Genomic DNA, 13838 nt, shown 5'->3' with positions numbered 1-13838 from the left:
CGGCCAGCCGGTCGGGCGCGTCATCCGCGATCATCGCCAGCGTGGCCAGCGCCGGGGCACCCGCGGTCATGGCCGGGTTCGCCAGCCGCGCAAGCGCGTCGTCGTCCAGCGACAGCGCATCGTGGTGGATCACGCGACCCGCGCGGCGCACCACGCGGCGGTCGCGCAGATGCAGCCGCGTTGGGCGTTCGCCCATGGCCAGGCGGCCCAGGACCAGCATCTCCAGCAGCAGGCAGCCCGCGCCGGGGGCCAGATCGACGGTCGTGTCCCGCTCCAGCCGCGCATCGTCATAAAGGATCGTCTCCTGCGGCACCCAGTCCAGCCAGCCGCCGGCGCCGACCGTTATTGCGACCGAGGCCCGCGCAGGCGCGCCCGTCGCGCGATAGGCGCGTTCGGCGGTCTGGGTCGTGGCCAGGGCGCGCGTACCCGCCCGCAGGTCCACGCCAAAGGACAGCCCGTCGCCCGATGCCAACCCGCCCGCGGTGTTCAGGAACACGATCTCGGGCAGGCCCGCGGTCATGCGGGGCAGCATCGCCTTGGCCGACCCGCGCTGGGCCAGGTCGATCAGGCCGCGCGGCCCCATGACCACATGCGCCGCCCCGTGGCTGCGCTGCATGCGGATGGATGGGGCACCGGTGTCGAACATGGGGGCAAGGGGCGCCGGACATCGGGCAAGGTCAATCACCGCCCCCGGCCATCCTGCACCCGCCAAGGGCAGATCGCCCGCATGTGCCCACGGTTTGGGCAGCGTGCCCGTTTTCGGGGCGGATGTCAGGCGGGCTGCTGGGCCAGCGCGTGCAGCAGGCGGCGGCGGGCGGGAGGGATGGCGCGGATCTCGACCCCGGTGAAGACATGCATGGTCATCAGCGCCGGATCGACGACGGCATGGTCGCTGACCCAGCCCCCCATCGCCAGATAGCTGCGCAGCAAGGGCGGCATCGTCTCTGCCGCGCGGCGGGGGTCGGGCTGGCGCAGGCGCAGGGCGCGGGCAAAGCGGAACACGGTCGGCGCCTTGACGCGCGGCCACCAGCGTCGTGGCGCCAGGTGGCGGTCCTTGAGCATGGCAAAGGCCTCGGCATGGGTCTCGGGGTCGAGGCCGCTGAAGCTGGAACAGCCGAACAGCATCTCGATCCCGGTCTCCTCGATGAAACGGGTCAGCGCGCCCCAGGCCAGGCGGATCACGTCCGGGTCGTGGCAGTCGGGATGCAGGCAGAACCGCCCCATCTCGACCATCGGACCGTCGAATCGGCCAAGCGCGGCCAGATCGTAGAACTGCGCCGAATAGCTGCGCGCGATCTGGGAACCGTCGGCCAGTGGCAGAAATCGGAAGCTGCAGACCAGCCGATCATCCCGCAGGTCGTGGATCAGCATGTGGCGGCAGTCGTCGTCCAGATGGTCCGCGTCCAGTGACTGTCCGTCGTCGGACCGGCCCGTGCGCGCAACGAAGGCCAACCAGCGCAGCCGCTGTGATTCGCGCAGATCGCCCGGCGTTTCGGCCAGGCGGGCACGATAGCGGCCCTTGCAGAACGGTTGCATCGCGCGACCCCCGGTCAATGTCACCCGCAGCATAGGCGGATCATGTGTCGAAATCACGACCGGGCGTGCATCCGCGCACGCAAAAGTTGCATGCCCTGCCGCGCGATGCGGCAGGGGGTCAGTCCATGCGGTCGCCCAGCACGTCCTCGACATAGATGCGGCGGACAAGATGCATGACCACGATCAGCAGCGGCGTGGCCAGGATCACCGCGACCAGCCCGAACAGCGCACCGACCGCGACGATGGCCAGCACGGTCAGGGCCGGGGGCAGCTGGACCGCGTATTTCTGGATCATCGGCATCAGCACCTCGCCCTCGAAGACCTGGATGACGGTGAACAGCAGCGCGACGTAGATGGCCGTATCCAGCCCCTGCGGCGCCGCCACGACCACCGCGATCGCGCCCGAGAAGAACGGCCCGATGATCGGCACGATGTTGGTCAGGCCCGCGATCACCGCCAGGATGAAGGCCAGCGGCACGTCCAGCAGGTAAAGGCCGATCCCGGCCAGCACGGCGACGATGCCCATGTCCAGCGCCTGGCCCGCCATCCAGCGGCCCAGCTGTTCGCCCAGCTCGTCCATGATCTGCGCCGCCCGCGCGCGGCGGGGCAGGGACACCAGGCGCAGGGCGCCGCCGCGATACAGGTCCGCCTCCATCGCGATGTAGAGCGACAGGATCAGCAGCAGGAAGGCCGAGGACAGGCTGCCCAGGACCGAATTCAGGCCGCCCAGGACCATGCCGAACACGTCGGGCAGGCGCTGTGCCAGCTGCATGGCGTTGTCCTCTCCGGCGGCAGCCTCTCCGCGCTGGATCACCGTGTCGGCGACGGGCCACGATGACGCCCAGTCCTGGATGGCCTGCCACGAGCCGGGCAGGGCATCGGCCAGCTGACCGAACTGGTCCCCGACGGACGGTCCGGCCAGCCGCACCAGAAGCGCCAGCACCGCCATCACCCCCAGCAGCACGACCAGCACGCCCAGCTTGACGTTCAGGCCCAGAAGCCGGTTCAGCCCCCGTGCGCCGGCGCGCAGCGCGATGGCGATTAGGATCGCCGCAAAGGACATCAGCAGCAGGTTCGACCAGAACCAGGCCGCCGCCAGCAGCACGGCCAGCGCCAGCGTGGCCACGATGGTGCCGGTGGTCAGGGATCGCCGGGCCGTCGGCGGGGCGGGCGCGGGGGCCGGGGAAAGCTGCGTCATTGGGTCTCCTGCAGAGTGCACCGGGACAAGGCGCCGATGCGGCCGGGGGTTCCGCCCTGCGCGCGCGCCTTGCCGGGGGCGGACAAGCCTGCTAACCGGGCGCGGATTTCCTTTCATGCGGGCCCGGCCCGCGCATCAGACAAGGTGAAGACCATGGCCATCGAACGCACCCTCTCGATCATCAAGCCCGACGCGACCCGCCGCAACTTGACCGGCAAGATCGCCGCCAAGTTCGAGGAGGCCGGCCTGCGCATCGTCGCGTCCAAGCGCATCCACCTGTCGCCCGCCCAGGCCGGCAAGTTCTACGAGGTCCACAAGGACCGTCCCTTCTATGGCGAGCTGGTCGAGTTCATGGCCTCCGAGCCGGTCGTCGTGCAGGTCCTGGAAGGCGAGAACGCCATTGCCAAGAACCGCGAAGTGATGGGCGCCACCAACCCGGCCAACGCCGACGAGGGCACCATCCGCAAGGAATTCGCGCTGTCCATGGGCGAGAACTCGGTCCACGGTTCGGACGCCGCCGACACCGCCAAGGAAGAGATCGCGTTCTTCTTCTCGGGCCTGGAACTGGTCGGCTGATCGGGTCCACCGTCCCTGACGTTTGAAAAGGGGCCCCCGGTGGCCCCTTTTTCTTTGCGCCGCCAACGGCTATGCCCATCTGCAACGCAATGATCACAGGGGGGACCGCCATGCGGGCATTCGTGTTTCCGGGGCAAGGCGCCCAGACCATCGGCATGGGCCGCGAACTGGCCGAAGCCTATCCGGCGGCACGCGCCGTCTTCGACGAGGTGGACGAGGCCTTGGGCGAGAGCCTGTCCGCGCTGATCTGGGAGGGGGACGCCGGCACCCTGACCCTGACGCAGAACGCCCAGCCCGCGCTGATGGCCACGTCGATCGCGGCGTTCCGCGCGATGGAGGCGGAGGGCCTGAGCATCGCGAATGCCGATTTCGTCGCGGGCCATTCACTGGGCGAATATTCGGCGCTGTGCGCGGCCGGGTCGCTGACGCTGGCCGACACCGCGCATCTGCTGCGCCTGCGCGGTCAGGCCATGCAGGAGGCCGTGCCGGTGGGCGTGGGCGCGATGGCCGCGATCCTGGGTCTGGACTTCGAGACCGTCGACCGCATCTGCCGCGAGATCGGGGGCGACGAGGTCGTGCAGGCCGCCAATGACAACGACCCTGCGCAGGTCGTGATCTCGGGGCACAAGGGGGCGGTCGAGGTCGCGGCCGAGGCGATGAAGGCCGCGGGCGCCAAGCGGGCGCTGATGCTGCCGGTGTCCGCGCCGTTCCATTCGGTGCTGATGCAGCCCGCCGCGGCGGTCATGGCCGATGCGCTGGCGGGCGTGGACATCCAGCCCCCCGCCGTGCCCTTGATCGCCAACGTGCGCGCCGAGGCCGTGACCGAGCCCGGCGCCATCCGCCGCCTGCTGGTCGAGCAGGTGACCGGGACCGTGCGCTGGCGCGAGTCGATCGCCACGATGGCCGAGGGCGGCGTCACCGAGTTTTGGGAGATCGGCGCGGGCAAGGCCCTGTCGGGAATGATCAAGCGGATCGCCAAGGACGTGACGGTGCGCAACGTGGGCACTCCTGCCGATGTGGCGGCGCTGAAGGGCTGACCGGCGGACCGGGGCGCCGCCCCGGACCCCGGGGGTATTTGGACAAAAAAGAAGAGGCTTGGGATGTTCGATCTGACGGGAAAGACCGCGCTGGTGACTGGCGCGTCGGGCGGGATCGGCGGCGCGATCGCCGAGGCGCTGCATGGGGCGGGAGCCACGGTTGCGCTGTCCGGGACCCGCGAGGCGCCGCTGCGCGCGCTGGCCGACCGACTGGGCGAGCGGGCGCATGTCGTGACCGCGAACCTGGGCGATGCGGAATCGGTCCTGGCGCTGCCGAAGGCCGCGGCCGAGGCGATGGGGTCGATCGACATCCTGGTCAACAATGCCGGAATCACGCGCGACAACCTGTTCATGCGCATGTCGGATGACGAATGGGCGCAGGTGCTGGACGTGAACCTGACCAGCACCTTCAAGCTGTCGCGCGCGGTGCTGCGCGGCATGATGAAGGCGCGGTGGGGGCGGATCGTCAACATCACCTCGGTCGTGGGGGCCACGGGCAATCCGGGGCAGGGCAACTATGCCGCCGCCAAGGCGGGCGTGGTCGGCATGTCGAAATCGCTGGCCTACGAGGTCGCCAGCCGCGGGATCACGGTGAACTGCGTGGCGCCCGGCTTTATCGAGACGCCGATGACCGACAAGCTGACCGACGACCAGAAGGGCAAGATCCTGACCCAGATCCCCGCCGGCCGCATGGGCAGCGCCGAGGAGATCGCCGCCGCGGTCCTGTACCTGTCCAGCCCCGAGGCCAGCTATGTCACCGGGGCCACGCTGCACGTCAACGGCGGCATGGCGATGGTCTGACCCGGCGTCCGCGGCCGGGATTGCGCGCACGAAACCGTGCGAAATCGGTTGCATGAGGGTTCATGGGTGCTATATCCCCGCCTTTAGCAGCAGGGGAACCGCCCTGTGCTGAACCGGACCGCGTGTCCGTGCAAAACTTGGGCGGATGCCCGCGAGAATGAGGATATGACATGAGCGATATCGCTGATCGCGTGAAGAAGATCGTGGTCGAGCATCTGGGTGTCGACGAGGACAAGGTGGTCGAATCCGCTTCGTTCATCGACGACCTGGGTGCCGACAGCCTCGACACCGTCGAGCTGGTCATGGCGTTCGAGGAAGAGTTCGGGATCGAGATCCCCGACGATGCCGCCGAAACCATCCAGACCGTCGGCGACGCGGTGACCTTCATCAAGGGCGCGGTCTGATCCACGCTTTTGGCCGCGCCCCGGTGCGGCAGGATTTGCGGCGCCCCCGAAAGGGAGGCGCCGTTTTTCATGGCCGGGTGGCGGATCAGCGTCCCAGCTTGGCGTGCACCTCGTCCAGGTCGACCTCGCCCAGGGGCATCTTGTTGTCCGGATCGTCGAAGTCGTAGCGGAACAGCCGGAAGTCGTCCTTGTAGATCTCCCAGATCAGGTGCCGCGACAGGTCGTCGAAATAATCGCTGACCTTATGCGCGCGCTTGGGGCCGTGGCCTTCGGATTCGTTGAACCGGGGCACCTGATCCAGATCGATCGCGACCTTGGTGTCGGCGGCGGCCAGCACCTTTGCCATGCCCTCGTTGAACGCCTCGGTGAAGAAGATCTGGTCGTAGCGCCCGCCGTTCACGATGAAGGTCGAGATGTGGCCCGACATGGCCGACCAGTGGATGTCTGGCTCCATCGGCTTGCGGAACCGGACGGTGTCGCGCGCGAACAGCAGAAAGCGGCGAAAGCTGGCGATCTGGTCGAATTCGAAGCCGTTGTCGGGGCTGCCCACGTCGATGCCGTAACGCTGGACCAGCTGCGGGACCAGGTTGCCGCGATAGCGGCGGCCGTTGCGCTGGATGCCCGCGATCTTGTCGAAGAACGACGACAGCAGCCGGGCATAGGGGTTGCGCACGCAGGTGAAGGTCACGCCCGAACGCGCCCGGACCGCGCGTTCGATCGGATCGTGGCTGTGGTCCTGGGCCCATTTGTGCAGCCCGTCGGTCGAATCGTGGATGTCCCCGTCGAAGAAGCGGCCGTGGTCGGAATGGAACATGATCTGGCCGATCGTCGAGCAGGCGCATTTCGGCACCACCCGATAGATCAGGCTTTCGCTTTCCGTCATCCAGACACCGGGGAAACCCATCGTGACATCCACTTCGCTTGCGATCAACGGGTCAGAGGCCCTGGCGTCGGGCCGTCCTGCTTGTCCCACCGACAAAAAAGGTTACACATTCAAACCAAAACCCGCAGACATATTCAACGCCTTACGTCAAACTGCACCTATTTGGCCCCGGGGGACCGTCCAGCGCATGGCACGCATCGCCTTCATCCTGCTGATGCACAAGGACCCGCAGGGTGTGATCGATCAGGCGCGGCGTCTGACGGCGACGGGGGATTACGTGTCGATCCATTTCGACAAGCGTGCCCCGCGGGCGATGTTCCAGCAGATCCGCGATGCGCTGGACGACCATCCCCGCGTGACCTTTGCGGCGCGTCGGCGCAGATGCGGATGGGGGGAATGGTCGCTGGTCGCCGCCACCCTGGAGGCTCTGCGCGCGGCCGAGACGGCGTTTCCCCAGGCCACACATTTCTACATGCTGTCGGGCGACTGCATGCCGATCAAGTCGGCGGAATTCGCGTACAATTATCTGGATGCCGAAGATTGCGACTACATCGAAAGCTTCGACTTCTTCAACAGCGACTGGATCAAGACCGGCCTGCGCAAGGAGCGGCTGATCTATCGCCACTGGTTCAACGAACGCAGCCACAAGGCGCTATTCTATGCCAGCCTGCAGCTGCAGCAGCGGCTTGGGCTGACGCGGCGGGTGCCCGACGACCTGCAGGTGATGATCGGGTCGCAATGGTGGTGCCTGCGCCGCCAGACGGTCGAGGCGATCCTGGACCTGATCCGCGCGCGCCCCGAGATCGTGCGCTTCTTCAGCACCACCTGGATCCCGGACGAGACGTTCTTTCAGACCTTGGTGGCCCATGTCGTGCCGCGCCAGCAGATCCGCACCCGCACGCTGACCTTCCTGATCTTCAGCGATTACGGGATGCCGATCAATTTCCACAACGACCATTACGACCTGCTGCTGCGCCAGGATTACCTGTTCGCCCGCAAGATAAGCCCCGAGGCGCAGGAACTGCGCGCCCGCCTTGGCGCGCTGTGGCAGGCCACGGGGCAGGATTTCACCATCTCGGCCGAGGGGCGGCGGCTGTTCAGCTTTCTGACCGGCCGCGGGCGCATCGGGCGCCGCTTTGCCCCGCGGTTCTGGGAGACGGACGGCAGTCTGGGCGCCGAACGCGTGGTCCAGATCGTGGTGGCCAAGAAATGGCACGTCGCCAAGCGGCTGACGGCGGCCATCCGCGCCGCTACGGACATTCCTGCGGTCGATTACGTGTTCAACGAACAGGACGCGCACCTGCCGGACATGGGCGGCGTGGCATCGACCGTGGACAAGCGCGAGCGTCACCGCCGCGCGCTGGTCAAGCTGATGTTCGAGCAGTTCGGCAGCGACCGGCTGGTGTTCTGCGTCGATCCGTCGGCGGTCAGCCTGATCGCCGATTTCGACGCCGACCGGGCGCAGACGCGGGTGCTGTTCGTGGACAGCCGGTTCGACGACGATTACGTCCGCGGTCATATGGGCAGGGTCGGCCTGGTCAGCCCGGACGCCCCGTCCGACATCGTCCACCGCCTGCTGCCCATCGTGCGCAACGACCTGCAGCACGAGGCGGACCGCCTTAGGGAGGCGGGGTTCCGCCATCTGGCGACCATTTCGGAATCCGCGGGGCCCGATCGCAACGCCGCGGCGCTGGCCGCGTTCCTTGGGGTGCCCGAGCCGCAGGCCCGCGCCCTGGCGGAGACGCCGCATCTTTTTGCCGACTGAAGGAAGACATTCATGGCCTATGACGACAGCAACATCTTTGCCCGCATCCTGCGCGGAGAGATCCCCAACGACACCGTGGCCGAGAATGATCACGCCCTGGCGTTCCGTGACATCGCGCCCAAGGCGCCCAGCCATGTCCTGGTGATCCCCAAGGGCCGCTATGTCGCCTTCGACGATTTCGCGGCCAACGCGTCCGAGGCCGAGATCGCGGGCTTCATGCGGCTGTGCGCCCAGGTCTGCGCGCTAGAGGGGGTGGGCCTGGATCGGGGCAACGGGTTCCGCGCCATCACCAATGCAGGCCATGACGGCGTGCAGGAGGTGCCCCATTTCCACCTGCACATCATGGGCGGGTCGATCATGGGGCCGATGATCGGGGCGCGCGGCTGATCTAGTCGCGGGTCAGTTCGACGAAGACGTCCTCCAGGTCGGGCTGTTCGGCGGCGACGTCCAGGATCGGCACGCCCGCGGCGCGCACCGCGTCCAGGATCTGGTCGGCGCGCAGCCGCGACGGGGGATAGGTGATCGCCAGCCGCCCGTCGGGCCGCGTCTCTGGGCGCGCGCCCGCGGGCAGGGGCGGGTGCGGTACCGCGCCGCCCGTGTCCAGCACCAGCGTCTTGCCGTCAGTACGCGACAGCAGGTCCTGGGTCGATTGACGCACCACCACCTGGCCGTGATTGATGATGGCGATCTCGTCGCACATCTGTTCGGCCTCCTCCAGGTAATGGGTGGTCAGGATGATGGTCATGCCCTGTTCGTTCAGGCGGCGGACATTCTTCCACAGCATCTCGCGCAGGGTGATGTCGACGCCCGCGGTGGGTTCGTCCAGGACCAGGATGTGCGGGCGATGGACCAGCGCCTTGGCCAGCAGCAGCCGCCGCTTCATCCCGCCTGACAGGTTCCTGGCATAGGCGTTGGCCTGGTCGGTCAGGCCCACCAGTGCCAGCAGCTCATCGGTCCAGCGTTCGGATTTCGGCACGCCGTAAAGGCCCGCCTGGACCTCCAGGCTGGCGCGGGGAGAAAAGAACGGGTCCATGTTCAGTTCCTGGGGCATGACCCCGATGGCGGCGCGCGACTGGCGCGGGTTCACGTCCTGGTCGAACCCCCAGATGGAAACCTTTCCGGCAGTCTTGTTCACCAGCCCCGCCAGGATGTTGATCATCGTCGACTTGCCCGCGCCGTTGGGGCCCAGAAGGCCGAAGATGCTGCCGGCGCGGATGGTCAGGTCGACACCCTTGAGCGCGTCCTTGGCCGGGGCGTTGCCTTGGGCGGCATAGGTCTTGCGAAGACCGGTGATCTGGATGGCGTCGGGCATGGGATGATCCTTGCAGAGCTTGCGAAGGCAGGCGGCGCTGCGCTAATGGGGTTAGACCAGATGATGCACGCCGCCACAAGAAGGCCAGCCATGACGCAGCACGTGACGCCCGAGACCCCCCTGTCGACCGAAACCGGGCCAGAGGCCACGACCCGCCCCGCCCCCGTGACCGAGGTGGTGACCCGCTGGCGCGTCAGCTGCGACGGCGATGATGCGGCGGGCCTGGGCCATCCGCGCGTCTGGCTGGCGATCAGCCCGGACATGGGGTTTGTCGATTGCGGTTATTGCGACAAGCGCTTTGTGATCGACCGCGATCACGCCCACGACGACCATTGACCCGCTGAGGATCGTCCCGACCCGCGTCGGTTTGCCGCCCCCATCGAGGGGGCCGTCAAACCGGGGCGGCCTTGCCGCCCGGCGCATCCCCGCGGGTCTTGCCCTTGCCCCGGCAGCGGTCCGAGCAGTAGCGGACATTGTCCCAATCGCGTTCCCATTTCTTGCGCCACGCGAAGGGCAGGCCGCAGGCCGCGCAGATCTTGGTCGGCAGGTCGGATTTGCGGCGCATCTTGGGCATGACGGTTTCCTGGGGGCATCGCGCTGGAAGATCGGTCCCGGTCGTGGCACAAGGCGGCCCTGACCAGCAAGGATAGGTGATCATGGGCGAGCGTTTCGGCAAGGGCTGTCATCTGCATCTGATCGACGGATCGGCCTTCATCTTCCGCGCCTATCACGCGCTGCCGCCCCTGACGCGCAAGTCGGACGGGCTGCCGGTGGGCGCGGTCGCGGGGTTCTGCAACATGCTGTGGCGCTATGTGCAGACCGATGACGGGCATACCGCGCCGACCCATGCGGCGGTGATCTTCGATCATTCCTCCAAAACCTTCCGCAACGAGATCTATCCCGCCTACAAGGCGCAGCGCCCCGAACCGCCCGAGGACCTGCGCCCGCAATTCCCGCTGACCCGCGACGCGACCCGCGCCTTCAACATCGCCTGCATCGAGACCGAGGGCTATGAGGCCGACGACATCATCGCGGCCATGGCCTGCGCGGCGCGCAATGCCGGCGGCACGGCCACGATCATCAGCAGCGACAAGGACCTGATGCAGCTGATCGGCGATGGCGTCGACATGCTGGACCCGATCAAGAACAAGCTGATCGGCCCCGACGAGGTCTTCGAGAAGTTCGGCGTCGGTCCCGACCGCGTCGTGGACGTGCAGGCGCTGGCGGGCGATGCGGTCGACAACGTGCCGGGTGCGCCGGGCATCGGCATCAAGACCGCGGCCCTCTTGATCCAGGAATACGGCGATCTGGAGACGCTGCTGTCGCGTGCCGAGGAGATCAAGCAGCCCAAGCGCCGTCAGACCCTGATCGAGCATGCAGACCAGATCCGCGTCAGCAAGCGCCTGGTCCAGCTGGATTGCGACACGCCGCTGGACGTGACGCTGGAATCGCTAGAGGTGAAGGCCCCCGATGCAGACCGCCTGCTGGCCTTCCTGTCCGAGATGGAGTTCCGCACGCTGACGAACCGCGTGGCGGAATCCCTGGGCGCCGAGGCCCCGGCCGTACAGGCGGCCCCCGCCAGCGAGGCGCCCGCGGCCCCTGATCAACCCGCCATCGACACCGGCGGCTATGAGACGGTGACCACGCCCGAGGCGCTGGACGCCTGGATCGCCGCGATCCGCGAGGCGGGGCAGGTCGCCATCGACACGGAAACCACGAGCCTGGACGAGATGCAGGCCGATCTGGTCGGCATCAGCCTGGCGGTCGCGCCGGGGCGGGCGTGTTACATCCCCCTGGGCCATGTCGCGGGGGGCGACGACCTGTTCGGCCAGTCCGCGCGGGTGGCGGGGCAGCTGGACCCCGCCGCCGTGCTGGCCGCGCTGAAGCCGGTGCTGGAGGATGCCGCGATCCTGAAGATCGGGCAGAACCTGAAATACGACTGGAAGATGCTGGCCCGCCACGGGGTCCAGATGGCCCCGATCGCCGACACGATGCTGATGTCCTATGCGCTGAACGCGGGCACGCACAATCACGGCATGGACGAGCTGGCCGAACGCTATCTGGGCCACAAGTGCATCTCCATCAAGGAGCTGATCGGTTCAGGCAAGAGCCAGATCCATTTCGGCCAGGTCGCCATCGACAAGGCCGCGCCCTATGCGGCGGAGGATGCTGATGTCACGCTGCGCCTGTTCCAGCATTTCGCGCCGATGCTGCCGGTGGAGAAGGTCTCGACCGTCTATCACACGCTGGAACGCCCGATGATTCCGGTCCTGGCCCAGATGGAGATGGCGGGCATCCGCATCGACACCGACGTGCTGAAGCGCATGTCGAACGCATTCGCGCAGAAGATGGCCGGGCTGGAGGATGAGATCCACGGGCTGGCGGGGCAGAGCTTCAACATCGGCAGCCCCAAGCAGCTGGCCGAGATCCTGTTCGACAAGATGGGACTGAGCGGCGGCAAGCAGGGCAAGACCGGGGCATTTTCCACCAGCGCCGACGTGCTGGAGGATCTGGCCGCCGAAGGCCACGACCTGCCCGCGCGGGTGCTGGACTGGCGCCAGATCAGCAAGCTGAAATCGACCTATACCGACGCGCTGCCCACCTATGTGAATGCCGAGACGGGGCGGGTCCATACCAGCTATTCGATCACCGGGGCGCAGACGGGGCGGCTGTCCTCGACCGAGCCGAACCTGCAGAACATCCCGATCCGGACCGAGGAGGGCCGCCGCATCCGCCAGGCCTTCATCGCACCCGAGGGGTTCAGGCTGGTGGCTCTGGACTATAGCCAGATCGAGCTGCGGATCCTGGCGCATGTGGCCGACATCCCGGCGCTGAAGCAAGCCTTCCGCGAGGGGATCGACATCCACGCCATGACCGCCAGCCAGATGTTCGGCGTCCCGGTCGAGGGGATGGACCCCATGATCCGCAGGCGCGCCAAGGCGATCAATTTCGGCGTGATCTACGGCATCTCGGGGTTCGGGCTGTCCAGGAACCTGCGCATCCCGCGGGCCGAGGCGCAGAGCTTCATCGACACCTATTTCGAACGCTTCCCCGAAATCCGCGCCTATATGGACAAGACCGTCGCCGACGCGAAGCAGGACGGATACGTCACAACGCTGTTCGGGCGGCGGATCAACACGCCGGGCATCAACACCTCAGGGCCTGCTGCCGGGGGCGCGCGGCGCGCGGCCATCAACGCGCCGATCCAGGGGGCTGCGGCCGACATCATCCGCCGCGCGATGATCCGCATGCCCGACGCGATCCGCGACCTGCCTGCGCGAATGCTGCTGCAGGTGCATGACGAACTGGTCTTCGAGGTGCGCGAGGATGCGGTGGACGACCTGATCGCCCGCGCCCGGACCATCATGGAGGCTGCGCCCGAACCGTCGGTGCGCCTGTCGGTGCCCCTGGTCGTGGATGCGGGGCAGGGGATGAACTGGGCCGAGGCGCACTGACACCACACCTCGCTCCTGCCGGCGCTTTGTGGCGGGCGAACGATTCGGTTCGCCTGTCGTTGCGCCGCGCACCCCATGGGCCTATCTTGGGGTCACCATGCGCCCCCCCGTTCCGACCCAGGTTCAACCGTCAAGCCCCCTGCAAGGCGGTGCGCGCTGCGGCGACTGCCCCATCCGCTATCGCGCCGTCTGTGCGCAATGCGAGGGCGACGAGCTGGCCCTGCTGGAACGGATGAAGTTCTATCGCAGCTTCGAGGCCGGCCAGCCGATCGTCTGGGAGGGCGACCGGATGGATTTCGTGGCCTCGGTCGTCAGCGGGGTGGCGACGCTGACCCGGACGCTGGAGGACGGGCGCGCCCAGATGGTGGGCCTGCTGCTGCCCAGCGATTTCCTGGGCCGGCCGGGGCGCGACACGGCCGCCTACAACGCCACCGCCGCGACGGGGCTGGTGCTGTGCTGTTTCCGGCGCGGGCCGTTCGACCAGTTGATGCAGCGCATCCCGCATCTGGCGCATCGCCTGCTGGAGATGACCCTGGACGAGCTGGACGCGGCGCGCGAATGGATGCTGCTTCTGGGCCGCAAGACGGCACGCGAGAAGATCGCCTCGTTCATCGCCATCATCGCGCGGCGGCAGGCGGCCTCGCAGAAGCGCCGCCCGGCGGGCCGCATCGTGCTGGAGCTGCCTTTGACGCGCGAGGCGATGGCCGCCTATCTGGGCCTGACCATCGAGACGGTCAGCCGCCAGATGACCGCCCTGCGCCGCGACGGCATCATCGAGATCGTGGGCAAGCGTGGCGTCACCCTGACCGATTACGCCCGGCTGATCGCCGAATCGGGCGGGACGGGCGACGACGGGGCGACCGCCTGAGGG

At 67.6% G+C, this 13838-nt stretch carries 15 protein-coding genes; 9 read left to right on the top strand and 6 right to left on the bottom strand.

The features are described 5' to 3' along the window. The 3 genes from FHD68_RS04080 to FHD68_RS04070 form a co-directional block, all read right to left on the bottom strand. A partial coding sequence (locus FHD68_RS04080; protein ID WP_139085300.1) for an urease accessory protein UreD occupies positions 1-646 on the bottom strand: 646 nt, incomplete at its 3' end. A 125-nt stretch (positions 647-771) separates the two neighbouring features. Further along, complete coding sequence (locus FHD68_RS04075; RefSeq protein ID WP_127897887.1) at positions 772-1536, bottom strand: GNAT family N-acetyltransferase; 765 nt, start codon at positions 1534-1536, stop codon at positions 772-774. 118 nt (positions 1537-1654) lie between these two features. After that, a complete protein-coding gene (locus tag FHD68_RS04070; protein ID WP_167550362.1) occupies positions 1655-2734 on the bottom strand; it encodes an AI-2E family transporter in 1080 nt (359 codons plus the stop codon). Between the two features lie 153 nt (positions 2735-2887). Between FHD68_RS04070 and ndk the strand changes: the two genes are divergently transcribed. From ndk to FHD68_RS04050, 4 genes are all read left to right on the top strand, one after another. Beyond that, positions 2888-3310, top strand: coding sequence for a nucleoside-diphosphate kinase (gene ndk / locus FHD68_RS04065; RefSeq protein ID WP_045981761.1), 423 nt, complete (start codon positions 2888-2890; stop codon positions 3308-3310). Between the two features lie 110 nt (positions 3311-3420). Then, positions 3421-4347, top strand: coding sequence for an ACP S-malonyltransferase (gene fabD / locus FHD68_RS04060; protein WP_127897889.1), 927 nt, complete (start codon positions 3421-3423; stop codon positions 4345-4347). Positions 4348-4410: 63 nt separating this feature from the next. Then, a complete protein-coding gene (fabG, locus tag FHD68_RS04055; RefSeq protein ID WP_127897890.1) occupies positions 4411-5148 on the top strand; it encodes a 3-oxoacyl-ACP reductase FabG in 738 nt (245 codons plus the stop codon). Positions 5149-5318: 170 nt separating this feature from the next. Further along, entirely contained in the window at positions 5319-5552 is a 234-nt protein-coding gene (locus FHD68_RS04050) for an acyl carrier protein (RefSeq protein ID WP_042251881.1), read from the top strand. 85 nt (positions 5553-5637) lie between these two features. Here FHD68_RS04050 and FHD68_RS04045 read toward each other — a convergent pair whose 3' ends face one another. Next, complete coding sequence (locus FHD68_RS04045; protein WP_045981788.1) at positions 5638-6456, bottom strand: sulfotransferase family protein; 819 nt, start codon at positions 6454-6456, stop codon at positions 5638-5640. A gap of 166 nt (positions 6457-6622) precedes the next feature. Between FHD68_RS04045 and FHD68_RS04040 the strand changes: the two genes are divergently transcribed. Together FHD68_RS04040 and FHD68_RS04035 are read left to right on the top strand one after the other, a co-directional pair. Then, a complete protein-coding gene (locus tag FHD68_RS04040; RefSeq protein WP_045981764.1) occupies positions 6623-8200 on the top strand; it encodes a DUF5928 domain-containing protein in 1578 nt (525 codons plus the stop codon). 12 nt (positions 8201-8212) lie between these two features. After that, positions 8213-8587 carry an HIT domain-containing protein gene (locus FHD68_RS04035; RefSeq protein ID WP_045981765.1) on the top strand — a complete coding sequence of 125 codons (375 nt, stop codon included), beginning with the start codon at positions 8213-8215 and terminating at the stop codon, positions 8585-8587. 1 nt (position 8588) lies between these two features. On the opposite strand, the gene FHD68_RS04030 is transcribed toward FHD68_RS04035, so the two are convergent. After that, positions 8589-9512 (bottom strand): ABC transporter ATP-binding protein, encoded by a 924-nt coding sequence (locus tag FHD68_RS04030; RefSeq protein WP_045981766.1) that lies wholly within the window; start codon positions 9510-9512, stop codon positions 8589-8591. Between the two features lie 90 nt (positions 9513-9602). Between FHD68_RS04030 and FHD68_RS04025 the strand changes: the two genes are divergently transcribed. Beyond that, positions 9603-9848 carry a zinc-finger domain-containing protein gene (locus FHD68_RS04025; RefSeq protein WP_045981767.1) on the top strand — a complete coding sequence of 82 codons (246 nt, stop codon included), beginning with the start codon at positions 9603-9605 and terminating at the stop codon, positions 9846-9848. A 55-nt stretch (positions 9849-9903) separates the two neighbouring features. On the opposite strand, the gene FHD68_RS04020 is transcribed toward FHD68_RS04025, so the two are convergent. After that, positions 9904-10086, bottom strand: coding sequence for a DUF2256 domain-containing protein (locus FHD68_RS04020; RefSeq protein WP_045981768.1), 183 nt, complete (start codon positions 10084-10086; stop codon positions 9904-9906). An 82-nt stretch (positions 10087-10168) separates the two neighbouring features. On the opposite strand from FHD68_RS04020, the gene polA reads away from it, so the two are divergent. Further along, positions 10169-12967, top strand: a complete 2799-nt coding sequence (gene polA, locus FHD68_RS04015; protein ID WP_139085296.1) for a DNA polymerase I — start codon at positions 10169-10171, stop codon at positions 12965-12967. A 97-nt stretch (positions 12968-13064) separates the two neighbouring features. Then, entirely contained in the window at positions 13065-13835 is a 771-nt protein-coding gene (gene fnrL, locus FHD68_RS04010; protein ID WP_127897893.1) for a transcriptional regulator FnrL, read from the top strand. The last annotated feature ends 3 nt before the right edge of the window (positions 13836-13838 follow it).

The organism is Paracoccus marcusii (assembly GCF_006151785.1).
GTDB lineage: Bacteria > Pseudomonadota > Alphaproteobacteria > Rhodobacterales > Rhodobacteraceae > Paracoccus > Paracoccus marcusii.
Note: the sequence above shows the minus strand (reverse complement) of the source record. Positions and strands in the feature narration are given on the sequence as shown.